The sequence below is a fragment of the uncultured Endozoicomonas sp. genome (assembly GCF_947495845.1).
In the GTDB taxonomy this organism is placed as follows: domain Bacteria; phylum Pseudomonadota; class Gammaproteobacteria; order Pseudomonadales; family Endozoicomonadaceae; genus Endozoicomonas.
Window position 1 is genome coordinate 38,134 of sequence record NZ_CANMAO010000020.1, and the last position, 26,294, is coordinate 64,427.

Here is a 26,294-nt window from a genome sequence, read left to right on the forward strand (position 1 = left end):
TTTCACGGCAGACTTTCTTGAAGGTTTACAGGCTTTGACCAACCTTTAAAGCCAGTTCTGCAGTACGGCAGGCGTATCCCATTTCATTGTCGTACCAGGCGTAGATTTTCACCATACGACGATCAACCACCATGGTTGATAACGCATCAACGATCGAAGAGCGGGTGTCACCGCGGTAATCGATAGAGACCAGCGGACGATCTTCATAACCCAGAATGCCTTTAAGTTCATTCTCTGCGGCTTCTTTTAGTAGCGCGTTCACTTCTTCTGCGGTTGTATCTCGAGCCACATCGAAGACCATGTCGGTCAGTGATGCATTCGCCAGAGGAACCCGAATCGCATGGCCGTTTAATCGCCCGGTTAATTCAGGGAATATTTGGGTAATCGCTTTTGCAGAGCCGGTGGTGGTTGGAATCAGGCTCATGCCACAAGCTCTGGCTCGACGCAGGTCTTTATGGGGGGCGTCGAGAATGGTCTGAGTGTTGGTAATGTCATGAACCGTGGTCATGGAGCCTCGCTCAATGCCCAGCTTTTCCAGAATAACTTTCACGACAGGTGCCAGACAGTTGGTCGTACAGGAGGCGGCAGTCACGATAGTATGTTTATTGGCATCGTAGAGATGGTCATTAACACCAACAACGACATTAAGAACAGAGTCGTCTTTAACCGGTGCTGAAACCACCACGCGCTTGACGCCCTGAGCAAGATATTGGTCAAGATGCTCTCTGGATTTGTGAACACCGGTGCATTCGATTACCAGATCGCACTCGGACCAGTCCACGGCTGAAATGGCTTTTTCCTGACTGCAGCGAATGGTTTTGCCATCCACCTGAATGGTCTCTTGTGTTGACGAGATGTCGTGCGCCCAGCGCCCCTGAACAGAGTCAAACTCGAGCAGGTGGGCCAGTGTTGGCGCATTACCGGCAACGTCATTTATCTGAATGATGTCAAATTCTGGCCAGTCAAAAGAAGCACGCATGACGAGGCGGCCAATACGTCCAAAACCGTTGATGCCGATTTTCATTTTGGTTTGCATAGGTAGATGTTCCTGATGAGATTAATCAGAGTGATTGGGTATGGATAAAAGACGCTGGATGTCTGCTTCGTAATTGTCGTGAAGGCAATTAGATTTGGCTAAGCCATCGATGACTTTTCGTGACCAGCCGGGAATATTATCTGCAATAGCATAATAGACTGACTGCCCCTGTCGTTCATCTTTGAAAACGCCAAGGTTTCTCAGCTGTGCCAGGTGTCGGGAGATCTTGGGCTGTGATTCTTCCAGAGCTGCAGTTAGATCACTCACCCGCATGGGGCCATGACGGGCAATCAACAAAAGACATCGCAATCGGGTTTCATCACTCAGTAACTTAAAAAACTGATGTGGAAGCATGATGTTCAAGTATATGTATATATGGATATCCGCATATTAATATTATTTTTACTGAAGTCAATATTTTTGTTTATCCGGTAACCAATGCATTGAAGTGAATACCTTGCTTCTGGTGAGGCGGTTCACAGTTTGAAGGTTTCCTGTCTAGCGGTTCACATCAAGCGCGTTGACTGTATTGATCTTTTAAGGTGGAAGCCACTGGCTTGCGTTTAGCGCATATATCCTGACTTTGCTTTTCCATGGAGGATTGTCATACTGAGCCGCTATTTTTAGGGGTAACTTGCATACTTTGTTAATTTACAGAGGATGCTGATGTGTTTATTGGTTAAGGGTATATGACGCAACCAGCTGAAATGAAAGATAAAAATGGATCTCCTCTGGATCGCCGGTTCTCTGTGGCACCCATGATGGATGGGGGTGATTTATTCAATTAAGTTTATGAATTAATTAGATTTATTTAGTTTGTAATAAATCCTTGTTGCACAAATGTTGCAAGTAAATCAATTTTCTAGCCATATGTATCAGCTATCAAAAATAGGGGACAGGCAATATTAGCTTTAAATGCGCAATCAATATTTATGATTTACATCAATACATTAGTATTTCGAATCATTTTAGTTTTGGTGCTGAAATAATTAATGTTTGAATTTTGAGGTTATTACGATTTCTGAAAGTGGATGTTCTTGATATAAGGATAAGGGATTGATTTTAATGAGAAGATCGGGGGTGTTAATGCAGATAAATTTTGAAATGAAGTTGCATTTTTATAATATTACCAGAAAGTATGAGCTGAAATTTTAGAGAATCTAAAAAGAAGATATATTTCATGTGCTAAAGTTTTAATTAATGTTTTTTTTAAAAAAACGACCCCCAGAATAAAGTATAGTAGCAAGGAGCGCAAAATGAAAAAGAATAAAATACACGAAAAATTAAACGAAATATTTAAAGTGAAAACAGATACCGAAATGGCGAGAATGCTTGGCGTTAGTCAGCCAACTATTAGCAACTGGAAAAGTAAGGGGTTTGATGAGAAAATAATAACTAAAATAATTGATGGCGTTATAAAGGTGAAATCAGGTGTAAATAAGGCTGATTTTAAAAATATGCTTCAAGGTGTCTTTAATGTAAGTGACGACTCTGAACTTTCAAAATCTAGTGGGATTGTGAAAAAGGTATTGAAAAAGTGGAATGGAAACGATGGTAATCTAGATGCAGCAGAAATTGCTAGTGTTTTTTACGATGCTAAAGAAAATTTAGTTAAAGATAGTATTATTAACTCGATACAACCTGTTGCAGAATTTATAAAAATTAATCCGGGAAGTTCAGTTAAAAAGAAAGGATGGAATGTATTTGTACCAGAAGGTCGAAATGAATATGAAGATCTTCGAGATAAATTATTAAAATCTAAAGGTATCTACTTCTTTTATAATTCTGAAGGAAAGATAATCTATGTGGGGAAAACTAGTGAAAACAACCTATGGTCAGAGATAAATCAAAGATATAATGGTGAGCGAGAAAGTCATAAAATGTATTCGAGTGATCAAGAAATAGGAATTAATTTGCTTTTTGATTCTATTGATAATCCAATTAAAATTGTAAATAAGAAAATCAAGTTAAGAGAAGTTGCTGCATACTTTTCTGCCTATGAACTGAATCAGCATTTGATACATAATTTAGAAGCAATGTTGACGAGAGCATTGCCGAATAATCTTATAAATATTAAGGCGGAGAAGTTTAAATACACTAAATAACTTAACTGCTCAAAATTTGATAAAATATTTTTTAGAGGGGGTGGTGGGCAAGTTCATCATTTCAGTGCTTTTGATAGGATACGTTAATCCTGAGCGAAGTCGTTAGTGCGAACGGGGTTTGAAAAATCAATTCCATTGAAATGATGTACTGGTTTTACTAAGGTTGCAGTGATTGCCTTTGTAAAAAAAAACATCAAATTTTGAGCCATTAAATAATAAAATTTCTAAAATTATATTGTTTTTTAATTGATTCAGGTTTTCCCTAATAGAATTATCTATGGATATAATGGCACAATAAATATTATTTGAATCATGATGTGTGCATGACTCCGACTGATTGATGGTCAGGTATAGTACCTTGAGATATAATAAAGAAGGAAGGTGTGAGAGGTTTGGTGTTTGGAGATTATTTTATGAAAGCAAATTATTACAACCTTTGGTTGTATTTATTGCTTTCAATAAAACAACCTAAAATCTTATCTAAGACTTAACTAAATAGATTTGATTTTTGTCTATTTTCATAAATTCCATATGCATAAACCTTTGAGGAGTTTTGTTGCTTATATAACGAAAAGCTGTCTGAGAAATATCGAATCAATGTCCATCATTTACCGATATAATGCACTAAGCCTTTTTTTCCTATCTGAAGATTTTTCTCTCGATATAGTCGATTTCAATGCTTGCCCTTTACCAGATAGTTTTATTGACCAACCATTCATAGCATTGATACAAATTAAATCATTTTTTATTTTTGATCTATGGCCTCTCTTAGTTGAGTAGGAAAGACTATCATAGTCTTGATAAATTGCTGCGCATAAAGTATCGATGTATATTGTTTGAGTATTACCTTCAAAAATCCACCACGACAGGAAAATATATACAAAATACTGCGACTCTTTGAGTGATTGGAAATCATTAATATTGATATACCTTCTCTTGAGTTTATTGCCAAAAAAGTCAGTGCCAAAAATGATGTTCGATGCCCTAGAATTCAGAATAAATCTAAGCTTGGATTTTGCTTTTTTTTCTTTATTAAAGATGTCAAAGCTAATAAGCCGCATAGGTGTTGTCTTTGATTTATCATTTACGACAATCGTCGTAAGAAATAGGTGTAATAGAATTTCTTCGAGCTGTTCATATTGAGCGCCTCCGGTATGAAGCCCAGAGATTTTAAGAATATCTGACATATAGCATTCTGATGCAATGAGTGTTTCCTCATTATCAATCTTGTTGATGTAAAGGCTTTCTCTGATTTTAAGATAGTTCTCATCTTTAATGGAATTTTCTATCTCATAGCTAGAATTAAAGTCACAACATAAAGCTAACAGGGCAAGATAAACTCGTAGTTCAGGGCTTGATAATCTATATGGAGATATGATTCTTATCTCAGTATCACCGATCTGTTTCTTTATTTCTATCAATTGGTGATTATTATTATTTCGCTGTTTAGGCTTAAATATTTCATTCAAGGAGAATGCTGTGTCTAAAAATATGTCACCGGAAACTAAAGCAACATTATTTGATTTTCTTTCTTTTCCCACGAGAACACCCTTTTATGTTTGGTTTTTGATTTTTTGAGATCATGAATGAATAGCCCTCTTGATTATTTTTCGCTGGAATTCTATCTAGAAAAACTGGTGCTAGTCGTTTTTCTCCGTTGTTGATTTGAGGCATTATATGGGCTATCTGGCCTTCCTTGCCCCCATGAGATGAAAATATTTTTCTATTATCGTCATAATCCAAAAAAATAAAGGTACTTCTAGCTGCTGCAACTAAAGAGCCTCCACCTCTTACGTCATGGATGGGATCAAATTCTAGGCTTTCCTTAGTTGGTTTTTTGTTATGGTGGATTAGGATAATGGCACACCCGGTAATGCTCGCAATTTTTCTTACCTTGTTCGAGATTATTTTCAAAGATTCATTGCTTTCATCTAGAAGAGATATATTTGAAACACCATCAATAACGCCTAAGGTCTTACCTTTAAATAATTCGATTAATTTTATCTCCCATGTTGGCGATAGGATGTTAATTTCTTTCTCAGTTGCAGAGTATATTTCAACTCTTTTTGCAATTTCTAACCATTCATCATCATCAACCATATTATTTTCTTTTATTGTCAGGGTTTGTTCATGAAGTTGGCGCACTGTATCTTCACAGCCAATAATTACAGCGCTATGACTTTCGCTTCTGGAAATTTCAAATCCAAATTCCTGATCCATACCACACACAATCAAAGCAACATGTATTGCAGCTTTTGTTTTGCCAGTTCCCGTTTTTCCTGAAAATAGTGAAAAAGTGCCGGTGTCTAGACCGGGGATGATTTCTTTCGAACTATCTTTGTAGTGATTTCTTTTCTTCGTGAGGTCTATCTTGGTTAGATCAAATTCAGAATTGTCTGCTATTTGGTTTGTTTTTTTATTCATACTTTTCCTTCGTTATATTAAGAACATAATTATTTTCACCTCATCGTCAATGATTAATGTTAAATTTTTATATTTTTTAATTCATGATATAATTAAATCAAAGGATATTAATTGTTCGAAGATTTATTAGAGTGTATAAGTATTTATGTAGTTAATACATAGCAACCGACTATGATTAGCAAGCTAATCGTCGGTCAAGGGGAAGCCCCTTGAATCCCCAAAAATTTCTCTTCGATCAATTTTTAATAATTATAGTGACCATCAATAACATAAAAACGACAACAGGGCAACAGTTTTTCCATGTCGAGCTGTATGGAAAGAAAGTAAATAAAAATTCTGCAATTAATACGAGTAAGAGAAAAAGTAAGCGTGGTCGTCCTACCTCAAAAGATATTAGTCGTGCTTTAAATGCCAATAAAAGAAACAGACTGGCTGATAAAGTATCAAAACAGCGCACAGTCCGAGGAATTATAAATGAAGCGGAACGATCTCATGGGTATTGTGATCATGTCTTAGCTCCCCAGCCTCCATTGCTTATATTTGGTATAGACTTGCCTAAATTAGAAGAAAAGATTGATAAAATTTATTCATCGGCAAAAAATCTTGTTGCAAAAAAAGATGGCGATTTAGCAACTAGAAAAATCAGAGAGGATCAAAAATTATTATTAGCAGGGGTTGCCAGTAACCCAAGGCTTTCGGCGGATTATTTCTCTAATCCATCGACAAAGAAAATGGTTGATTTGTGGATTTTAGACTGCTTAGAGTTTCTTAAAAATGAATATGGTGATCGATTGCAAACTGCTGTTGTTCATCTTGATGAAAATCATCCCCACATACACTTTTATTGCCTTCCTGAAGTGTATGAGGCAACTATTGATGGACACACTGTCTCTTTGGTCAGAGGTATTGATACGATCCATGATGGAAAAAGAGCAGAAAAGCAGGTTGAGATGCAGGCAAAAATGCTTAAGGGTAAAGATAAAATTCTCTTAAAACAGAATGCTTATAAATCTGCTATGCAAAAAGTCCAAGACCGGTATTATGATGCTGTTTCTTCTTCTCATGGGCATCAAAGATTAGGCCCCGGTAGAAAAAGGTTTGGTAGTAGGGCTGAATATTTCGAGTGGTTAAATGATCAGGAGTCTTATGAAAATACGCTGTTTGTTCAGAAAGCTAAAGATCATGTCCGATCTATGACTGTAGAAAAGCTTAAGTCTGAATTATCAAGTAGAAGGAAAGAGCTTAAGATGGCTAGTGAGAACTTGGTGACAGCTAATACTAGATTGCGTAATTTTAATAAAAAAGCGGAAGCTTTAAAGAAAGAAAAAGTCAATAAAATCAATCAGCACTTATCCAACTATCGGAAAGAAAGAAAATCAGAGATTGAATTAGAAATTGAAGATGAATTACGAGAAGAGAATTTGCATGAGTTAAAAGAGTTATCATATTCTATCAATAATAACGTGTTTATTTTTAGTGAAACCAAGCGTGTTCTTCATCTTCAAAATAAGCATATAGATGAATTGGAGAAAGAAAATGTTGATCTTATGATGAAGGATAGAAGAAAGGGGGTTGAGCTATCTAATACTCGTAAAGAATTAAATGTTGAAAAGCAAAAAAACAAAGATCTTAATTTACGATTTTCCAGACTTGAAAAAACATATAATGCACTAGTGGATAAATTCAATTTCTTGTATGAAAGTGGTAAAGACTACTTCGATAAGAAATATGGAAAGTTGCAGAAGTTTTTAAAAAAGGTATCCGATTTATCAATCTGATTGAAATGTAAAAATGAATATTATTCAGGTCATATGTGGTATTTTGATAAATTATGTGATCTTCTGTACTATTCTTTTGGCTTTTGATGTTGAGCTTTTACGTAGGTTTGGTTGTAGAGTTCCAGAAATGTAAAATAAACAGCATATTTACAAGCAAAGAATTAGTAAGGTAACATTGTCGTGTTACCACCAAAGTAACTCTCCGCCTGAGTGACCAAAGTAGCTTATTACATTGGGTAATGAGGGTTGTCCATGGCAAGCATGGACTTATCATGGAGATTTGCGCATGATTCGGAAAGATGTTTACGTACGTCAGTACGTTCGCTTTCGTCTCGGCAGGCTCGAAACAGTGTGTCAACACTTTCGGTCACTGCCTAGACGGTAATTCATAAATGCTGCGGTGGTAACATCCTCTCAATCTTACCGGTACATTGCTTCAAAATGCTCATGCTGATCAAGCTTCTTGAAAAGTTCCTCAAACTTCTCAATGTACCTATCAGGAGCGACATCAACCATAAAACCAGTATTTATTGGGTCAGAATGAGACTCTCGGTTGATATATCTATAAAAAGCCTTGAATCCATGGTCTGATTCTTGGCTGGCTAGTTTGTTTATTTCTTCATGCAGTTTGGAACTTTTTTTCAAGAATCCAAAGTAGTATTCCAGAATGTTTCTCATTATATTGGGTAACACGACAGGGTTTGAGTCATGCTGTACAACATCTTTCACTATCTGCCATAGAGACTCATAGTCGTTTTGCATTTCATTTTTTGTGATTTTTTTAATAATTGTTGTCTTATTTTTTGTTATGCGATAAAGATTATAGTTTTTCTCAAATTTCTCATCTCCTCCTGAGGCAAGCTTAATCATCTCCTGATAGAAGAACAAGCTGTGTGTTAAAATAATAACCTTCCTAAATGGTTTTCCGAGAATCAATTTCGCCTGAATAAGTGATGCTATTTCATAAATATAATTTTGCGAGAGGCTAGAGATAGGATCATCAATTAAAATGATTTTTTCTTTGTCGTGTACAGCTCTATCTCTACTGGTGCTACCTCTGCACATCTCAACGAAATATAAAAATGTAATTAGTGTTTTTTCACCTTCGCTCAGACTTTTGAAGATTTTTGAGTTATGGTTTGTTTGACCTCTACATAGCCTGAAATAGCTATCATTTTCTGAGTTTTTTTCGATAGTAAAGCCTGTTATACCAAGTTTTTCTAGGTCTTGATTGATTCTTTTGATTGTGTCATCAATATTTGTTGTCATTCCTATCAAGAGTTCAATCTTGACTTTTAATTTTTTACCAATACGCTCAATCTTTTTTAGTCTATCTTCATTGTCCCTCAATGATGTAGCTAACTTATCATTTTGAGTATTGTATAAATTTATCGCATGATGTGTTTGTGCATGGATAACACGCCACATTTTATTAGCTATATTACCCTTAACCTCGTCAACACGGTTAATGTTATCATTAATTTCATCAATGATATGATTAATAAGAGAGAATTTTTTTATAATTGGATCAAGCCATTGTTCTGAGCCTTCAATCTCTACTTCTCTGCTTGGGTTATCTATCTTCTCTCTAATTTTAGTTAGATTGCTTCTGTAGTACATGGTAAGCGCCTCTAGGTTGGGCGCTATTTCTCCAATATCTGTTTTATCTACAGGGCAGTTTTGAAATTCGGTTTTGATTTTTCCAATATATGTACTTGTCTGTTCGCTATAACTTTGTAATAACCCATCAAGTAGCTTAAGGTTGTCCTTATATGTGTCATCAAACAGTCTCTCTATGTCATGACGAAGCTGATCATCGATAGTCTCTTTCTGACAAAAAGGGCAAGTGGTTTGGCCTTCATTTAAATAATTGGACTTGCCTTTTATTACCCAAGCTAGATTATCCAAACGGTTTACGAATTCAGAAAACTGGGTGTTGTCTGAGGTAAGGAACGGCTCTCGTAATATTTTAAGGATATTTTCTGGAATAGCAGGAAAAGTAGGTAAGTTGATTTTTCCTATCTTATTGCCTTTGTATTGATTTAGTTTTTTAATTTCTGTAATAAGTTCATCTAAGGTTACGTCTGAAAGAGGTTCTACTGATACTACTTTTTGGTAAAAAGAATTTTTATATTTGTAGCCAGTAAGAAATTCGGAAAGAATAGTCTGCTCTACGGATCTTTTTACTTTGAATACTTCTTCTTCAATCATAGACTTAGCATCGCTTATATCTTTATTAAGCTGCTTACAATCTGATCTGGTTTTGCTGTATAGATCTGAAAACTTGTCTTTTCTCGACTCGAAATGTTTTTTCTTATTTTCAATATCTACATTATCTTTGCTGAGTGTGAACACTCCTTGTTGATGATCCTTATCAGCAAAGACATCATCAATAAATTTTTGGTTATAAACGAAGTATTGAGCTTCCCCATCAATCTGAATAGAGCATGAGCGAAAGTCGCCATTTGTAGCTGCCTGATCGTTTTGCAGACTATAAAGGAAGTTTGAAATGGTAGACTTGCCTGCGCCATTCATTCCATAAACAATCGTGTTTTGCTTTGATATGTCCAGTACTTGCTCTTCTGTGGCATGATAGCTGGCAACATTTTTCATCCTGATATGTTGGTTTTGCATTCTTTTCTGGCTCTATAGGGTTTAATGCTGCCTGAGTACAAGTTAGGCAGCATATTGTCTGAATTGGAAAACTAAATAGGTCTCTGTGTGTCGTGCTTGAGAGTGTTCGCAGCTTCCACGGTTAATATCTGCTCAATAGTCCCCTCAAATGTCCTGCGGAAGTCCTCATCCTTCACATACAACTTATAAAGATCCAGTTCCTGCCTACGCTGAAGCATCACTGCCCGTTGAATTAATGACTCCAGAGCAATCCGACGATTCTGCTCATCCTTGTTATTGAGAACCTGCGCCTCGTAGTCCGGGCTACCTTGCACAAGCTTCACAATGCTCTTGAACTTCACCTTCTTTTCTTCAGGAGTGGCTTCCCAGCCATTAAAGTGCCGTTCATTAAAGCTCTCGACAATAACATCCAATGGATCTTTATCTTCCTCTCCGTGATAGCCTCTCTGGTTTGGGTTCTGCGGCTCTACAACGGTTTCGTTACTATCCAGTTCAATGCGCTCGTTGAGCTTCACCCTCGCCATGGCGTAAGTGTTCATGTCTACACTTTCCAGAAGTTCTTTCAGATCTTCCTTTTCCGGAGTTTTAACCTTCAATTTGGGAATCAGGAACAACAGGAACCAGTGCAGCATTTCCCACTCAACATTGTTGAACGGCATGATACAGGCAAGCTGGGCATATACTTTCACAAACTGTTTGGCCTTGATTTTGAAGTCGATCTTCAGCTTGTCGGCTTCATCCTCATCACCCAGCTCTGCGCCCAGTTTGTCAAAGCGTTCGGCAACCGGGTCAGCGATAACATGAAGCTCTTCATCAGGGCGGTTATTCCAGAAAAGTTGGTTAAACTCGTCAACCTCCTTCCACTCGTAGACACCCACCTTATCCAACTCATCTTTCCAGTCGTGCAGTGCATTAACGTCTGTCTTACCCTCCAGAACAGCACTGGTGTAGAAGGGATCAAACGCCGCCTTGATCTCTGTGCTGGTATTAGCAAAGTCCAGTACAAAGGTGTCGTTCTTCTCCATCTTCTGGTTACAGCGATTCAGGCGGGATAACGTCTGTACTGCTTGAACCGTTTGCAGCTTTCTGTCCACATACATGGTGTGCAGTAATGGTTCATCAAAGCCGGTGGTATATTTCTTCGCCACCACCAGAATCCGGTAGTCATCAGTTTTAAATCGATCTGGAATATCCTTACCGGCAAAGCCATTAACGGATTCTTCAGTGTGCTCAAACCCTTCTTTCTGAGAAAAGGCGACAATCGCCCCAAAGGGCATATTGGCCTCTTTCAGTAGGCGGGAGATCACCACATAATATTCGTAGGCTCGTGGAATGCTGGATGCCACCACCATTGCCCTAGCTTTACCCTTGAGCTTTCTGCCTTTCACCACACTCTCAATAAAGTGGTTTACCATCACAGACGCTTTCTTCTCAATAGTATCCGGATGACTCTCCACATATGCTTTCAACGTAGCCTGAGCCTTTTTGCTGTTGAAGGCGGGATTATCTGCCACCTGCTTCTGGATCTCATAAAAGCTTTGATAGGTGGTGTAGTTCTGCAACACATCGAGGATAAAGTTCTCTTCAATGGCTTGCTTCATGGAGTAGAGATGAAATGGGTAGAATCTCCCGTCTTTTGGTGATTCCCTGCCAAACTTCTCTAAAGTCTCTTTCTTGGGTGTAGCAGTGAAGGCGAAGAACGAAGCATTACTGCTCATCTTACGCCCCTCCATCGCTTTCAGGATTTTGTCCTGCATAACGTCTTCTGTCTGCTCGTCTTCCATTCCGAGGGACATATTCAGTTTGTCAGCACTCTTACCACTCTGGGAGGAGTGAGCCTCATCGATAATCACCGCAAAGCGTTTCTCCGAGAGATCGCCAATACCATCCACAATAAACGGGAATTTCTGGATGGTGGTTATAATCAGCCGTTTACCCTGTTCCAGATGGGATTTTAGCTCGGCAGACTTCTCAGCCGCAGCGACAATATTTTTCACTTCTGAGAACTGGCGAATATTGTTACGAAGCTGCTGATCCAGAATCTTCCGGTCTGTCACCACTACCACGGAATCAAACACATTCTCCCGTCCAGCAGGGTCATACAGTTCGATAAGCTGGAAGGCCAGCCAAGTAATGGAGTTGGACTTGCCAGAACCCGCCGAGTGTTGAATCAGGTAACGCTGTCCAGCACCATTGGTCTTGGCATCTGAGAGAATACGGCGTACCACTTCCATCTGATGATAGCGGGGGAAGTACAGGATTCTCTTGATTTTGCCTTTAGGGTCTTTCTCCTCCACCATCTTGGCAAAGTGTTCAATAATCTGAACCAGCGAGTGCGGCTCCAAAACCTCTTTCCAGAGATAGGCAGTCTTGTAACCACCGGGGTTAGCGGGATTCCCTTTTCCGTGGTTTACCCCCTTATTGAACGGCAGGAAGAAAGTGCTCTGACCATTCACATGGGTAGTCATAAACACTTCGTCAGTGTCTACCGCAAAATGCACCAGACACTGCCCGAAGCGGAACAGTGTCGTTTTTGGGTCACGGGTTTCCCTGTACTGTTTCATGGCGTTGTGAACGGTTTGCTTGGTCTGAGGCTTCTTCAACTCGAAAGTCGCCAGCGGCAAGCCGTTTATAAACAGCACCATATCCACCGATTTACCCGGTTCCGTTTCGGAGTAATGCACCTGTCGGGTAATGGAGAAGATATTCTGTTCAAACAGGGTCTTCTGGTTGGGGTTCAGGCTGTTGTAAACCCCTTTATGCAGCAAGTTAAGATGGGCATCATTAATAGACAACCCTTTCTTTAGCACCGTAATCACACCATCTTTACGGATTTTATTACTCAGCCGCTCCAGTACAAGTTGTTCCCAGTTAGGCTGGTTTTTCAGCTTTGCCAGCTCTTCGGCTTGGGTAGTTTTCAGGAAATGCCAGAACAGGGTTTTATCGATAGCAAACCGCCGGTCAAAATCCGCAGGGTTGCCTGCAACATAACCTTGACCACGGTGCTTTGCCTGACCGTAGGAAGCAGGAGGCTGTGCTGCTGAACCACGATTTTCACGACAGTCGCCTGTCAGCGCAGCTTCAATGGCCTGTTCCAGTGCATCTTCGCCGGTATTGCTAACCATGCTGACTCCTTCCCTAGACTCTTATCTTTCCGGTAGTGACGTTAGTAATGGTGACTTGTTTGAACTCTTTTAAAGCCTCTATCTCTCTGTTAATAGCATCAATAACGTTGTAAATATCGTTGCATTTTTCGTCAAGATACTGATTGATTTCCTCACACTCTTGCTTTGTCGGTGGGATTGGAATCAGCCAAGATTTAATATGATCTTGTGACACTTTCACCATTGTATGACTTGAGCCTCTTGCTGACACCTTAACTTGCTGGCGCATGAAAGAGGCTTGCAGTAGGTAACTAAGATAAGAGTGAGATACCTTTGTTTGGTCATAAGCCAGCCTGTAAACCAAGTCTGGCATCATCATTCCCTTATCAGGTTCGCATGAAACGTATGCAACATCTGCAACCAACTCTGGTGTATTCCCTCTTGTCATCAGAAGGTCGCCACGCTTTATCTCATAGGCTGGTTCAAACTCATTTACACTTATTGGTTTGCCTTCCCCATTGATAAATTTCCCTTGTTTTATAGCGCTGAGTTTTACCACTGAAAAGCCAGACTCGTATGCTACATTTTTGATTGAAGGGCTGCTTCCCTGCTCAATGTTTTTCAGAATTCTCCTGTTTGCAATAATACTCCAATGCTCAGGGATCTCACCAATCCATGCCAATCCACTGTCTTTTAGTGTAACGTTGGGGTTAACACCTTTGGTGACAGCTCGGTTGATCAGAATTGCTTTCTGCTCGTTCAGTAGCTGGATCAGTTCCTGCTTTTTTACAATGGCAGTATCTATCTCGGCAGTTTTGTGGTCGAGGAAATCAATAATTCGTGACACATCCTTCGCTGGAGGAGTAGGAGAGTAAATCGTCTTAAAATCCTCATATCGTAGGCTATTCATGTCATCACAAAGCCCATAGGAATTCCTGTTGGCTTCTTTGATGAACTGCTCAGTGCGATACAGGTAATGGAAGTAACGTGAATACAGCCTGTTCCTTGTATTGAGAATGATATAGGCTGGACTGACAATGCCATCATATTTCGACTCCCCTATCGCTCCCTGCCACATTCGCATTTTGTTGTAAGCCAAATCGCCTTTACGAACAACCTTGTACTTTGACTTGTCTTCGTTCGAAGAGTCTTTTTTTGTGGTTATCTCGGACTGTTTGATAACCCCTTTCTTAATGGTGACAGCAAGCAACTCCATCTCAGGTTGGTTAACTTCTTTCCGCTCATCAAAAAGACCAAGATTCCTAGTTACTGACCAGTGGCTAGGAATCTCGCCCAGCCACTCAACTCCAGATGCCTTGTATTTCTCGTATTTTGGGAACTCTATAGAAGCTTCCATTACTTAGCCTCCCCGAAGCTGACCAGCTTCTTCAGTAAGCCTTCCGTTTCACTCTCCAATCTCAGAATATCAGCCGTCACTTCTTCCAGAGAGCGTTGTGGCTTGTGCTGATAGAAGTATTTGTTAAAGCTGATTTCACAGCCTATCAGCGTTTTATCCAGAGCAATCCAAGCATCGTCCACATGGGGGCGAACTTCATCAACAAAGTATTGATGAATATCTTCTTTCAGAGGTACGTTTTCTGTGTCACGTAGCTCAGAATCGGGTTCATACTCAGTGAACTGGCTTCCCTTTAAGCGCCAGAAACCATAATCCTGAAGATTGCCGTTATCATCTTCCAGATGCTCAAGGGTCTTAGACAAAATACCTGATACCTGCGCCAACGAATGAACCTTCTTGATGACTGGTACAGCATTTTCATCACGCCAACTTACAGCGTTTAAGATCTGGTTTTTATCACCGGCTGAAAGCTTGAGGCCAAGAGATTTCAACGCTTTAATGAACTCATCCTTGAACTGGTTGAAGTCGTTCGTTTGCTCTGTTCCAATCTCTGCCATCAGTTGTTGGGCAGAGTTGATCAGTTCTTTCTGGTCATCCCACGTCTTTTGAGCCAGCAACTTATCTCTGTTTTTCTTGGTCAGGTTTTCACCCTGATCTTCAAAGTGCTGGATAATGGCTTGTCGGTGTTCCTTGAGGGTTTCGTTGCTATAGACAGCATCACCAAACTCTTGGTAGATCCACTTCATTTCATCCCGCAGAGCCGGTAAGAAGCGAAGCTCACTCACACGCTCTTCGGTAAACTGGGCAGATTTACGTAAAGGGCGCTCAACCGTAACCTTGTAGTAGCCAAAATCTTTGTTATCGAAGACTTTTGTAATATCGCTTTCATCAGCCCCAGCCATTTTGTGATAGAGATTAGTCAACTCATCAATATGGTCGTCGGTCAATTCACAGTTTTTATCGCCAAAATTCTTACGAAGCTTTTGGTACATATTTTGAGCATTAAGTAGCTGGACTTTGCCCTTACGGTGGTCAGGCTTATTGTTGTTCAGAATCCAGATATAGGTGGTGATTCCAGTGTTATAGAACAGATTGTTCGGTAGTTGGATAATGGCTTCCAGAAAGTCATTCTCAACAATGTAGCGACGAATATTGCTCTCACCACTGCCTGCTTGACCAGTAAACAAGGAGGAACCGTTATGAACGGAAGCAACACGAGCCCCCATGTTGTTTTGACCAACGGTCTTCATTTTATCCACCATTTCCATCAGGAACAAAAGCTGTCCATCAGATGAAGAGGGTGTGGCTTTCTGAAAGCTGTGGATGCCTTTGAAATCAGGTAGGTTTACTTCAAAACGAGGTTGAAGGATTTCTTTACCCTCAAGCACAAACTTCTGCTCAGTACTCCAGCTTTTACCATATGGAGGATTGGAAAGAGCAAAGTCAAAGCGGGTTCCTTCAAACTCATTACTGGCAATGGTCGAGCCAAACCGGATATTTTCCGGGTTGTTGCCCTTGATCATCATATCGGATTTACAGATGGCATAGGTCTCACCATTTATCTCCTTGCCATAGAGATGCACTGCCGATTTTGAAGCGATTTGCCCCTCCGAGTCTTTGATGAAGTTCTGGGATTCTGTGAGCATACCGCCAGAACCGCAAGCTGGGTCATAAATGGTGATAACCGGTGGAAGCTGGTCTTTCACTTCCAGAAACAAGAAGTGAGTCATCAACTTGATCACTTCACGAGGGGTAAAGTGCTCACCAGCCTCTTCGTTGTTCTCTTCGTTGAACTTACGAATCAGTTCTTCAAAGACATAACCCATGCCAAGGTTGGTAAGAGCAGGTAAAGTGCGACCATCAGCGTCTTTCGCTGGATTGGCGCTGAGATTGATGTTTGGGGAGACAAACTTTTCAATCACGTCATGGAGCTTATCGGCTCCTGCCAGTTTGTTGATCTGGTTGTATAGGTCAAACTTCTGGATGATCTCCTTTACATTTTCAGAAAAGCTATCCAGATAGTGCTTGAAGTTACTGACCAACTGGGATGGGTTGCCGGTCATGTCTTTAAGTGTTAGTTCTGAAGTGTTGTAGAACACATAGCCAGAAGCTTCTCTCAGGGCATCCGGATCTTGGTCGGGAACGCCAAATTCTTCCATCTGGAAGGTGACTTCTTCCTGCACCTGCTCTTTGGTTTCTTCCAGCAGGCAGTCCAGACGACGAAGGACGAACATTGGCAAGATCACATCACGGTACTTCCCTCGAACATAAACATCCCGAAGGCAGTCGTCGGCTATTGACCAGATGAAGTTAACGATTTTGTTGTGGACTGAGTGATCCATGGAATTCCTGACGATACAAGACGAAATGCTATAAATATAGGGAGATTCTAAGGGGAGGGAGGTGTTAAGTACAGCAAGTACAAGTCAAGCTGAAGGAGGTTACTGTAGAGTTCCTTCAGCCGGATGGCGGAGGGGGAATAAGAACCCGATTAATTTAGACGCAAGTAATTCATTAATAGATCATAAGCTATGGTTTCGGAGTAAGAGTCATATTGAACCATGGCATATCTGTCGAAAGAAAGATTGTAGTTGTATTGATGTAAAGTGTGTGTGTTCAGTACAACTATTGCTAACTGTATTAGAATAGCCTTATCAATGCGAGTCTTGAGTATTTTTGAAATTATATTACTCTCCGCTTTGAAAATTACACCTTTTATATAGAATTCATTTTTGTCAGGGGATGCTTCTATTTCGAAGATGGCTGTAAGAAGTAATTTGTTTGATGGGCTGGTATCATTTTCTTCGAAGCCTATTGTGAATAATTCTTTGTTAAATATTTTGCTTCTTATAGTGTGTATATAAAAATCATCTTCTTTAGAATCAACTAAATCTTTAAATAGGCTATTGATTAATTCTTTTTGTTCTTTTCCGACTTTTTCTTCAGTGATTGTAGGTTCTTTTGCGAAAGTGAATTCCATGGTGATTTCCTTTTTTATTTTGATTGGGTTTTATTGTTTTATTGTTTTTTTTAATCAATGGCAAGGATTAATTTTGTTTATTTTTTGATAAAATTAAGGATTTTTGAAGTATGTGTTCTCGTTAAATTTTTCCTTAAAAATATTGGTTTTTTGGTTTTGGTGTGTAGGGCTACAGCTTTTAGAAATATTGTAAATTTTAAGGCTTATTTTAGCTCTAAGAGCAGGCTTGAATTTTTGTTAAAAAAATATTGACGATTGTTTTTTTATTCATTAAGTCCTTGTAAAGTGCGAGGAAAAAATGAATAGAACAGGAAGCCAAACAGAAGATAGACTATTTAAGCAATATGGAGGATATTTTATCCCCCTAGAAGATTGTTGTAAGGAGTTAACGGGAGTGGGTTATAAAAGAGCCTGCGAACAGATACGCAATGGTAGTTGGCCATTCCCTGTGGCTAAACTTCATCCTAATAATCGCAAATCACCATATATTGTTGATGTGAAAGATTTGGCTAAATATATGGATGAGTGTTTTGGTGACGTAAGAGAAGACTTCGATACATTCGATAATGATTTGTGATGAATGATTTACGCTTAAAGATAAGTAGCAGTGTTTTTATTTCACTGCCATCGTGTATCTAATCTAATCCTAGGTTATTTCTGCTAGGCGTTTAGAGATTTTTTGAGGATCTTGGTTTACGTAGCGCTTTAGCTGATCGTAGTCTTTGTGTCCTGAAATAACCATGGCCTGCTCGAAGGTCAATCCACTTTCTACTAATTGGCTTAAGCCAGTACGCCTAAGGTCATGGAAGTGCAGGTCATCAATTTCCAGCTTTTCACAAGCTCTAGACCATGCTGCTCTTACTGAATCCTTATTATATGGAAAAACTCGTGCATTATTTCTTTTTTGTCTTTTGATTATTTCTAGCGCCTTGGGTGAGAAAGGTACGGTTTGATCATTTCTGTGTTTGTTCGAGGGGTCTTTTCGCTGTTTTATAAAAATTATACGGAAGTGCTCGTCGATGTCAGACCATTTTAGGTTGCATATTTCACTCAATCTCATGCAAGAACGATAAGCGAATTCTGCAATATCATGAGTAGGAATTTTACGCCTTGGAGATGATTTTAAGTACTCAATTACATCGTCGAGTTCTTTGGGTGTGGCTTTTCTACTGCGGGGTATTGAGTCATCGATCAGCCTTCTCGCTTTTAAACTTGGAGAGGCTTTTTTGAATTCGATGTCATCAATATCTATGTTTAAATATTCCCTTGCGTTCTTGAATGGTTGTCTCAGGTATGAAATATCTTGAGCAACAGTTTGAGGTTTGGCTTGCTTGTTACGTTCTTCAGCGTATTTGATAATGATATCTTTATTAAGCCGAGTGACTCTGAGCCTGCTGAGTAGTGGGTGATGCTTGATGCACTTAAGCGCACTAAGTTTGCTTCCACCAATGTTTAATTTTGGTTCGTCATGCCATTTTTTTATGTAAAGCTCTATGAGCTCTGGAACTAGTAGTCTGTCGGGTTCCTTATGGCCTGATGCGGATTGAGTTTTTCCTTGTTTGGCGAGATCTATAAATTCTTTTTTTCTTTTTTCTATCCACTTACTAGCAAGCTTTTCACTATTGAATGTCTTTGTGTCTTTGTATGGCTCCCCATTGATTTTGATTCTTGCCGTAGCTGTATAGCGGATTTTACCGTTTTTTTTCTTGTATGATCGTATCACTTTTAAGTCCTTTGTTTGTTATATGAATAGTCTATTATATTAATTGAAAGTATAATGCAACAAATTGGAATGGTGCAACATGAATGCAACAAAACGGTTTATTAGGCATTATTCGGCATTAAAAGGCCAAATAAAGCGAATTAAGATTATTTGATATTCGGGATAACATATTGGATTTTATGAATAATGTAGATAAAACCTTGGATCGAAGATTTAGTGTCGCACCGATGATGGATTGGACCGATCGACATTGCCGTTACTTTCATCGTCTTTTGTCTGAGCACGCTCTACTGTACACCGAGATGGTGACGTCCGGTGCACTTGTGCACGGCGATAAAGACCGATTTTTAAAACACAATGCTTTCGAGTACCCTCTCGCGCTTCAGTTAGGCGGCCATGATGCAAAAGATCTGGCGTGGTGCGCTGTGCTGGCTGAAGAATATGGCTACCAGGAAGTGAATTTAAACGTCGGTTGCCCCAGTGATCGTGTGCAGAACGGTCGAATTGGTGCCTGTTTGATGGCCGAGCCGCAAACCGTTGCTGATGCGGTTCGGGCAATGCAGGATAAAGTGTCTATTCCCGTCACAGTGAAACACCGCATTGGTATTGATGGCCGCGAGTCGTGGCAGGAGCTGGTGGATTTTGTTGGCACCGTCGCCGACGCTGGCTGCGATACCTTTATTGTGCATGCAAGAATTGCCATTCTGGAAGGTTTGTCACCCAAAGAAAATCGGGACATTCCACCGCTAAAACCAGATTGGGTTTATCAGCTGAAACAGCAATTCCCACACCTGAATATCTCTATCAATGGCGGTATTAAATCCTTCGAAGAGATTGCTGGTCATCTGTCGCACGTGGATGGCGTTATGCTGGGGCGTGAAGCTTATCAAAATCCGTACCTTATGGCAGAAGTGGATCAGCGAGTGTATGGCGATCAGAAACCAATCATTTCTCGCCTTGAAGTGATTGAAAGAATGGTGCCTTATATTAAAGCAGAGCTGGTATCTGGCACTTGGTTAAGCCATATCACCCGTCATATGCTCGGGTTGTATCAAGGCATTCCGGGTGGTCGTCGTTTCCGCCGGCATATCAGTGAAAATGCCCATAAGGCCGGTGCAGGTATTGAAGTGCTGATGGATGCAGCTCAGATGGTAGAAGGTTTTAGTAAAGAGTGAGCTTGAAAGGGATACGGGCAAACTGATGGATTTCAGCAGGTGCCCGTTGCCTCGTGCTGGTGGCAGTGTTCCAGCTGCTTCACCAGATCGCTGAATGCTTTTCGATTATTCTCATTCAGGCTCATCAGTACTCGATGAGCATCCAGAACTCTTGCGCGGGTGGATTCTTCTGAGCAATCATCACAGGTGATGTCATGGTAATCGCTGGTTTGTTGGCTGCTGTCTTCCACGATGATAAAAATACGTTCGAAGCCCATGCTCATTAATATGCGCGTGATGTCGTGGCGAGGGGAGAGTAGAACCGGGCGGAGCTGTACTTTCTTCCATGCCATAATGGACAGTTTGGCCAGAAGGCCTAAAGACGTGCTGTCGATGGTTTCGGTCTCAGAGAGATCAATGACAACGGAACGAAAACCCGGGGTATTCAGCATGGCCTGCAGGAAATTCTCCAGACTGGAGCACAAGGTCAGGCGCATCTCTCCGGTTAACTTGAGTACGTATGTGCCATCGCTTTCGGCGAACTCTATTTTTCCAAGTGTCATAATCAGCTTCGAGTCAGTACCAGCATTGAAATATCATCAGGAGCTTCCTGATCTTCACCAAGCCCAAGGCTTTCGGTGAGCGCCGCTACCGTACCACTGCCTTCTTTGATAACCGCTAATAAGTAATCTTCCTTTTCCTGCAGGCTTTTTCGGGGAATAACCTCAAGAATGCCGTCGGATAGAATAGTTAAGCTGAACCGGGTGGGCAAGTCTATTGTGATGTCTTCATACACTGCCTCTTCAAATAGCCCTACTGGTAGGCCTTTACCTTCCAGAAAACGAACGCTGTCGTTTTCTGAAATCACCGGTAACGGGAAGTGGCCACCAAAGGAGTAGGTCAGTGTCTGGGAGCGGGTATTGATAATGCCGCCAAAGACAGTCACGTGTTTGCCAAGCCCGGTCTTAAGCAGGTTCGTGTTCAGATAACTCAGCACATGGGAAGGTTTTACCCGAGATTTACGGCCATTGGCTTCGTAGTCTTCCAAAAGGCTCATGGACATGTGTTTTAACAGCACGGTCACAAACGCTGATGAGGCACCGTGGCCGGAAACATCGGCCAGATAAAAGGCAAAACTGTGATCATTCAGCGCAAAGTAGTCGACAAAATCACCACTCAAATAGAGCGAGGGGATAACGTTGTGGTCGATTCGGAAGTTCTCAAACACCAGTGGCTCTGAGGGCAGCATATTCATTTGCACCTGTCGCCCGGCTTTTTGATCTTCCTGCAAAAGAGTGAGGCTGCTTTTTAAGGAGTTAATGGCTTCGTCCAGACTGTCTCGATAACGCTTGTTCTCCATTAACAGCTGCGCTTTTTCCAGGGCACGGTTGATGGCGTATTCCAGAACTTCCAGGTCGGCAATGGGCTTGGTCAGAAAATCGCTGGCGCCCAGGTGGAGAGCTCTGACCACATCATCCATTACCCCGACGCCCGAGACCACAATGAAAGGAAAGCTGATGGACTCGCTGCGAACCTTGCTTAACATGGTGAGGCCGTCCATCACCGGCATACTCAAATCACAAAGAATCAGATCGGGATTGTTTTCCCGGAAGACTTGAAGACCCTGTTCGCCATTCTCTGCTTCCAGCGTTCTAAAGCCGGTACTTTGCAGATAAGCAGCAATGCTTTCGCGTACGACGGTGTCATCATCGATAACCAATACACAATGGTCAGTCATCAAGCCACCCTACTGTTAGGTTGAAATTACGGGGTTGGCGGGAATAGATGGGAAGGGCGGATGGCATTATGGCTGAGCATAAAACAACATCGCACTCACCAGATCCTTGATTGGATCTGATGGGGAACCATCGACTGCTACAACCTGCCTCATTCATCGGGCAAAACCACACTGACTTCTTTAGATAAAAAAATACTCCCATCATTGCTTAGCTGCAAGGGGGAGTATTAGCAAGATTTGAGATAGACCCATATTCTTGAGTAGATGTGATTCTATCGGTTAGAAATCATCTTCTGGTTGTTCGCCGGTAATCATGAATTCGCGCCGTTGCAGGTAGGTGTCGCGAATGAATGTATAGCGATCGCCTACGATCAGATCTTCAGCCTCCAAAAGCTTTGCACGAGTATTTATAAGATCGGTTGCACTCAGTGCGTAACGCTCACTGTCCGGGTGATGGTAGGTGACCGGGTTGGATAATGAGTCCGGAACCAGCCCAAAGCCCGAGCGAGTGGTTTTCGGGCCAAACAATGGCAGTACCAGATAAGGGCCGGAAGGAACTCCCCATTGGGCGAAGGTCAGGCCAAAGTCGCTGTATCGTTTGTCGATACCCATTAGCGTTGCAACGTCCAGTAAACCAAAAATACCAATGGTGGAATTAATGATCAGACGGCCCGCAGAAGCAAAGGTGTCTCTGCCTTTTAGCTGAAGGCCATTACTGGCAATGTTACGAATTTCACCCAGGTTACTGAAAAAATTCGTCACAACTGTTTGTACGGGTTGTGGTGCAATATAGTCATAGGTTTTAGCAACGGGCTTCAGAGCGTAGGTGTCCAACGTATCGTTAAACTTGAACACCTTTCGGTTCCAGCCTTCAAATGGATCATCGTATGAAACCGGTTGTGCGGCAAAGGCGGCACCTGACAGTAAGATCAGTGCAGTGGTGGCCAATGATCGAGCCAGGTTAATAGAAGACAGAAGCAATGTTAGAGCCCTCGTTCCTTGATCGTTTCAGAGAGTTCTCAAGGCCTAAGCTGACCTGACCCAACGGGAAGATAGAACTCATTAAAGGGGAATTAGATACAACAGATGATTCAGTAAACGGTAAATATTATAACGACTCTCCAGTAAAAATTAAGTGAAAACTTCCAACTCAATCACACTTTTGAGCACGGTTTTGGTGCGGCTTTTGCCGGTTATAAAACCATAAATTTCCTAAGGGTTTGAAAACATTGAAAACCGTCTGACTGGTACGAAAATTGATACTTAATTTGTTGCCGATAACCGGTAGACAGGCGACAGCGGTGGTGACAGTATGTCCTACTCGCTCAGCAATAAAATAATTATAAAACCTCAACGTTCAAGGAGTGGACATGGATAAAGGTCATCGTGAGTCAAGTGGGAATTTTGAAGGCTCCGAGCAGAAAATCTCTTTCGTTATCAATACCGGTGACGATCGAATCAGACAATTAAGGCAAGCTTATCTCGATGGTCGTCTAATGTTAGACAGTGAACGATTAGCCGACAAAATGATCGCGTTTGAACGCCAGCTTGAAATTGTATTCCCAGATAAAGACGAAACATAAGTCCCTAAATATCAACGATATTTCTCCCGTGCCAAGGCTTGAACATCCAGAGTTAATCGAGTACGCTTTGATGCGTCCGATTCTGATGTTACGCCTTGGTATTCGGGCAAGAGCTCCCATGGCACAGCTGGATAGCGCGTCCCCCTCCTAAGGGGAAGGTCGGAGGTTCGAATCCTCCTGGGAGCGCCAATAAAATCAATGAGTTAGCGAGTTTTTCTCCCTCTTCTAATTAATTCGGTTCAGTTTCTGTTCAGTTTTGAATCGGTATTATCACAGCTCTCTCGATACTCTGATATATCACTACGGAATATTCACCTGCCTGAATCCCTTTTGTCTCATTTTGAACGCATAGCCTCAAATGATCAGTACTCGATTACTACCTTGAAAATTGAGGCTAATGCTACTGCTGTACAAAACTAAGGTGCAGAGTTGCGATCCAATTACGTCAGCGAAACCCTTCTTTCATTTTTAAGTCTGAGCCACTCATGATGTGGGTGCTTCAAACGCCACTGAGGGATCTGGTTTGCTTTTGCTGGCAGCTCGAAAGTCTGGTTTGCCGAAGCCCGATGCTCTGCAATACGTGCAAGATAAGCATCATCGATATTATTCTGACCACCGTGTGTTTTGAGTATTTGCTCAATCTTAACGATCAGGTCATCCAGGTGTTCATCAAAGTCGTGAGTTGATACGCCAATGACTCTGGCGGACAGCAATTAAGTTAAGGAAAGTGCATCCCGTAATCCTTGCTGTGACAGCTATTTTCAAAAAGAATAGCTCAGTAGACTGGGAGTGGAAAAGAGAAAAGCTGTCGTGTGATCATTCCCTGATTTTCCCACTTGAACCTCAAAAAAGCCATTTCGAAGCTATCAGGAAGGGCAGGGGCGAGCGCGCGAGCTTGTCGAGCGCACGCCTTGAGTGAAATGAGTTTAGTGTCTGCTAAAGAAGCAGTGCTTTTCCAACACTTTCCAGTAAAGATTTTGTGGTACTTTTGCTGTCTTCTGATTGAAGTACCTCTGGGTTAAGCCCTGCCATTGCCTGTGTACAGGCTGTTTTAATGGTGGCATTTTCGGTATCCATGCAGCTCTCGTAGTCCTTGTTGGCTTTTTCGGTATCCTTGTTGTGAATGCTCAGAAGAATGGATTCCGGGTAGAATAATGCCTCTCCGTACTTATTGTGAGCTTGTTGCAGGTATTTTCCGGCTTGTTTGAACTGCCCGTTTTTGCGGTATTCTTTGATGATCAGATCGTAAGTACTAACCGGTGCCAGATCCCAGTCACGAATAAGCTCCAGATTTTTGAGAGCGGTCTGGTTTTTCCCCTGAGCTTTGCGAATCTGATACATTAGTACCCTTGCTCTGTTTGAGTTCCCTGCCGGACTTTTCAAGACTTTTTTACCCAGTGAATAGGCATGGTCAATATCATTATTGGCCAGTGCGCTAAGTGCTTGGGTGATGTCCATATGAGCCGTAATGATGGCATTGGTTTTCGGGTGTGACAGTGCTTTCAGATGATCTCTGTTATATTTTATGCGGGGAGAGGATCGGTACTCACGGATGGCGTATTGCTGTATGTAAGCTTCACGATCTTCAGGGGAGGCGTGTTGCATGGAGAGCTTTCCAAGCAATTCATCACCGGTTTTCATTAAACTGGAAGTCAGTAATGAGCTTCCCTGATTGATCACTCCAGACAGTCCCTGTTCTTCAAACGCTGTCGATAACGCTTGTTGTTGCGCTTGAGAGATGTCTTTCAATTTCTCTTTGGAGCCTGATTGACTGGCAGCAATCCGTTGTATCGCCTGGCGGGTTGCTCCTTTGGAGTAGCCAGCACGGATAATCAAGTCGGTTGCTAAAAGGTCTGCTTCCTGTTCCAGTACCCGGCTCCAACGGCCACTCCACAGTGTGTCGGTGAGGGTTTTGGTTTGTTCGATGTAGGCTGAATTTCTGACCAATGCTTTTGCAACAACATCCTGATTGGTCAGAGTCAGGGTTTTTTTGCCATCTAAACCTTTCGTTATATCAAAGTTCTGGGCCATCACTACGGCTGAAGCTGTATTGAAACTAGCTTCCAGCCATTTGGATTGAACATCAAGATAATCCTGACGCAGGTTGTGGTGCAATAGGTTATGAGCCATTTCATGAGCAATAAGAAATGCCAGTTCGTCTTCACTCTTTATACTTTTCACAGTTCCCAGATAGATCACAAGAACGCCATCACCTTTTGTGGAAGCGCCATATTGCTGGTTATAGTTCAGACGGGTGGTGAACTGGATGTCTGGTTTCTCTCCGGGCCAGTGCTTTAATAATCGGGCAGCGATACGATCCATATATTTCTGGAATGCAGGAACATGGATGAACTCAGCGGCCTTGATCTGGTTCATCATATCGTCTTTCGAGAAATTCCAGCCGCGGTCTGTACTGTCTACATCATCTTTGGTGGTGGCTTTAATAAATACGTTTTCCCGTGTTCTTTCGATTTCCTGCCTGATCTCTTCGTAATGCTCAGCAGGTTTGTTTGCGTTGGTTGATTCAATAAACTGGCCGTCAAATTTTTCATGGACAGGGCGCATATCCAAAGCTTTGGTAATGCCATCACTCATGGTTTGCATGGTTTTACAACCGGAAATCAACAAAATGGTGATTAGCAATACAGGAATTTTTCCACTCATATTTTTTTTCTTTT

The 26,294-nt window shown here is 41.3% G+C and carries 20 protein-coding genes and 1 tRNA gene; 6 read left to right on the forward strand and 15 right to left on the reverse strand.

Translation table 11 applies throughout. The features are described from left to right. Window positions 1-25: 25 nt before the first annotated feature. Together Q1B11_RS13660 and Q1B11_RS13665 are read right to left on the reverse strand one after the other, a co-directional pair. Window positions 26-1,036, reverse strand: coding sequence for an ArsJ-associated glyceraldehyde-3-phosphate dehydrogenase (locus tag Q1B11_RS13660; protein ID WP_299733616.1), 1,011 nt, complete (start codon window positions 1,034-1,036; stop codon window positions 26-28). A 21-nt stretch (window positions 1,037-1,057) separates the two neighbouring features. Then, window positions 1,058-1,390: a metalloregulator ArsR/SmtB family transcription factor gene (locus Q1B11_RS13665; RefSeq protein WP_299733618.1), complete on the reverse strand. Its 333-nt coding sequence runs from the start codon at window positions 1,388-1,390 to the stop codon at window positions 1,058-1,060. A 902-nt stretch (window positions 1,391-2,292) separates the two neighbouring features. Between Q1B11_RS13665 and Q1B11_RS13670 the strand changes: the two genes are divergently transcribed. Then, window positions 2,293-3,141: a helix-turn-helix domain-containing protein gene (locus Q1B11_RS13670; protein ID WP_299733620.1), complete on the forward strand. Its 849-nt coding sequence runs from the start codon at window positions 2,293-2,295 to the stop codon at window positions 3,139-3,141. Window positions 3,142-3,749: 608 nt separating this feature from the next. Here the strand turns inward: Q1B11_RS13670 and repC are convergent. Both repC and Q1B11_RS13680 read right to left on the reverse strand, forming a co-directional pair. Continuing rightward, entirely contained in the window at window positions 3,750-4,682 is a 933-nt protein-coding gene (gene repC, locus Q1B11_RS13675) for a replication protein C, IncQ-type (RefSeq protein WP_299733622.1), read from the reverse strand. Continuing rightward, window positions 4,657-5,565: an AAA family ATPase gene (locus Q1B11_RS13680; protein WP_299733624.1), complete on the reverse strand. Its 909-nt coding sequence runs from the start codon at window positions 5,563-5,565 to the stop codon at window positions 4,657-4,659. Before Q1B11_RS13680 ends, repC begins: the two co-directional genes overlap by 26 nt. 209 nt (window positions 5,566-5,774) lie before the next feature. On the opposite strand from Q1B11_RS13680, the gene Q1B11_RS13685 reads away from it, so the two are divergent. Beyond that, window positions 5,775-7,343 (forward strand): plasmid recombination protein, encoded by a 1,569-nt coding sequence (locus tag Q1B11_RS13685; protein WP_299733626.1) that lies wholly within the window; start codon window positions 5,775-5,777, stop codon window positions 7,341-7,343. 420 nt (window positions 7,344-7,763) lie between these two features. Here the strand turns inward: Q1B11_RS13685 and Q1B11_RS13690 are convergent, their stop codons facing one another. The 5 genes from Q1B11_RS13690 to Q1B11_RS13710 form a co-directional block, all read right to left on the reverse strand. After that, complete coding sequence (locus Q1B11_RS13690; protein WP_299733628.1) at window positions 7,764-9,977, reverse strand: AAA family ATPase; 2,214 nt, start codon at window positions 9,975-9,977, stop codon at window positions 7,764-7,766. Window positions 9,978-10,048: 71 nt separating this feature from the next. Beyond that, complete coding sequence (locus Q1B11_RS13695; protein ID WP_299733630.1) at window positions 10,049-13,102, reverse strand: DEAD/DEAH box helicase family protein; 3,054 nt, start codon at window positions 13,100-13,102, stop codon at window positions 10,049-10,051. Between the two features lie 13 nt (window positions 13,103-13,115). Then, entirely contained in the window at window positions 13,116-14,438 is a 1,323-nt protein-coding gene (locus Q1B11_RS13700; RefSeq protein ID WP_299733632.1) for a hypothetical protein, read from the reverse strand. Then, on the reverse strand, window positions 14,438-16,780 hold the full coding sequence (locus Q1B11_RS13705; RefSeq protein WP_299733634.1) for a class I SAM-dependent DNA methyltransferase: 2,343 nt from the start codon (window positions 16,778-16,780) through the stop codon (window positions 14,438-14,440). Before Q1B11_RS13705 ends, Q1B11_RS13700 begins: the two co-directional genes overlap by 1 nt. Window positions 16,781-16,929: 149 nt before the next feature. Further along, window positions 16,930-17,418 (reverse strand): hypothetical protein, encoded by a 489-nt coding sequence (locus Q1B11_RS13710; protein ID WP_299733636.1) that lies wholly within the window; start codon window positions 17,416-17,418, stop codon window positions 16,930-16,932. A gap of 298 nt (window positions 17,419-17,716) precedes the next feature. On the opposite strand from Q1B11_RS13710, the gene Q1B11_RS13715 reads away from it, so the two are divergent. Next, window positions 17,717-17,995, forward strand: coding sequence for a pyocin activator PrtN family protein (locus Q1B11_RS13715; protein WP_299733638.1), 279 nt, complete (start codon window positions 17,717-17,719; stop codon window positions 17,993-17,995). Window positions 17,996-18,064: 69 nt separating this feature from the next. Here Q1B11_RS13715 and Q1B11_RS13720 read toward each other — a convergent pair whose 3' ends face one another. Further along, entirely contained in the window at window positions 18,065-19,141 is a 1,077-nt protein-coding gene (locus Q1B11_RS13720) for a site-specific integrase (protein WP_299733640.1), read from the reverse strand. Window positions 19,142-19,320: 179 nt separating this feature from the next. Between Q1B11_RS13720 and dusA the strand changes: the two genes are divergently transcribed. Further along, window positions 19,321-20,316 carry a tRNA dihydrouridine(20/20a) synthase DusA gene (gene dusA, locus Q1B11_RS13725; protein WP_299733641.1) on the forward strand — a complete coding sequence of 332 codons (996 nt, stop codon included), beginning with the start codon at window positions 19,321-19,323 and terminating at the stop codon, window positions 20,314-20,316. A gap of 32 nt (window positions 20,317-20,348) precedes the next feature. On the opposite strand, the gene Q1B11_RS13730 is transcribed toward dusA, so the two are convergent. From Q1B11_RS13730 to Q1B11_RS13740, 3 genes are all read right to left on the reverse strand, one after another. Further along, window positions 20,349-20,858 carry an STAS domain-containing protein gene (locus Q1B11_RS13730; protein WP_299733643.1) on the reverse strand — a complete coding sequence of 170 codons (510 nt, stop codon included), beginning with the start codon at window positions 20,856-20,858 and terminating at the stop codon, window positions 20,349-20,351. Window positions 20,859-20,860: 2 nt separating this feature from the next. Beyond that, the gene (locus Q1B11_RS13735) at window positions 20,861-22,033 is read right to left on the reverse strand and encodes a SpoIIE family protein phosphatase (protein WP_299733645.1); all 1,173 of its coding nucleotides are present in this window, start codon (window positions 22,031-22,033) and stop codon (window positions 20,861-20,863) included. A gap of 279 nt (window positions 22,034-22,312) precedes the next feature. After that, window positions 22,313-23,014, reverse strand: a complete 702-nt coding sequence (locus Q1B11_RS13740; RefSeq protein ID WP_299733647.1) for a VacJ family lipoprotein — start codon at window positions 23,012-23,014, stop codon at window positions 22,313-22,315. Window positions 23,015-23,403: 389 nt separating this feature from the next. On the opposite strand from Q1B11_RS13740, the gene Q1B11_RS13745 reads away from it, so the two are divergent. Both Q1B11_RS13745 and Q1B11_RS13750 read left to right on the forward strand, forming a co-directional pair. Continuing rightward, window positions 23,404-23,616 carry a flagellar biosynthesis anti-sigma factor FlgM gene (locus Q1B11_RS13745; protein ID WP_299733649.1) on the forward strand — a complete coding sequence of 71 codons (213 nt, stop codon included), beginning with the start codon at window positions 23,404-23,406 and terminating at the stop codon, window positions 23,614-23,616. Between the two features lie 112 nt (window positions 23,617-23,728). Beyond that, a tRNA-Arg gene (locus Q1B11_RS13750) sits at window positions 23,729-23,805 on the forward strand. Window positions 23,806-24,056: 251 nt separating this feature from the next. Here Q1B11_RS13750 and Q1B11_RS13755 read toward each other — a convergent pair. Both Q1B11_RS13755 and Q1B11_RS13760 read right to left on the reverse strand, forming a co-directional pair. Next, window positions 24,057-24,329 carry a hypothetical protein gene (locus Q1B11_RS13755; RefSeq protein ID WP_299733651.1) on the reverse strand — a complete coding sequence of 91 codons (273 nt, stop codon included), beginning with the start codon at window positions 24,327-24,329 and terminating at the stop codon, window positions 24,057-24,059. A 223-nt stretch (window positions 24,330-24,552) separates the two neighbouring features. Beyond that, window positions 24,553-26,280 (reverse strand): M48 family metalloprotease, encoded by a 1,728-nt coding sequence (locus Q1B11_RS13760; RefSeq protein WP_299733652.1) that lies wholly within the window; start codon window positions 26,278-26,280, stop codon window positions 24,553-24,555. Window positions 26,281-26,294: the final 14 nt, after the last annotated feature.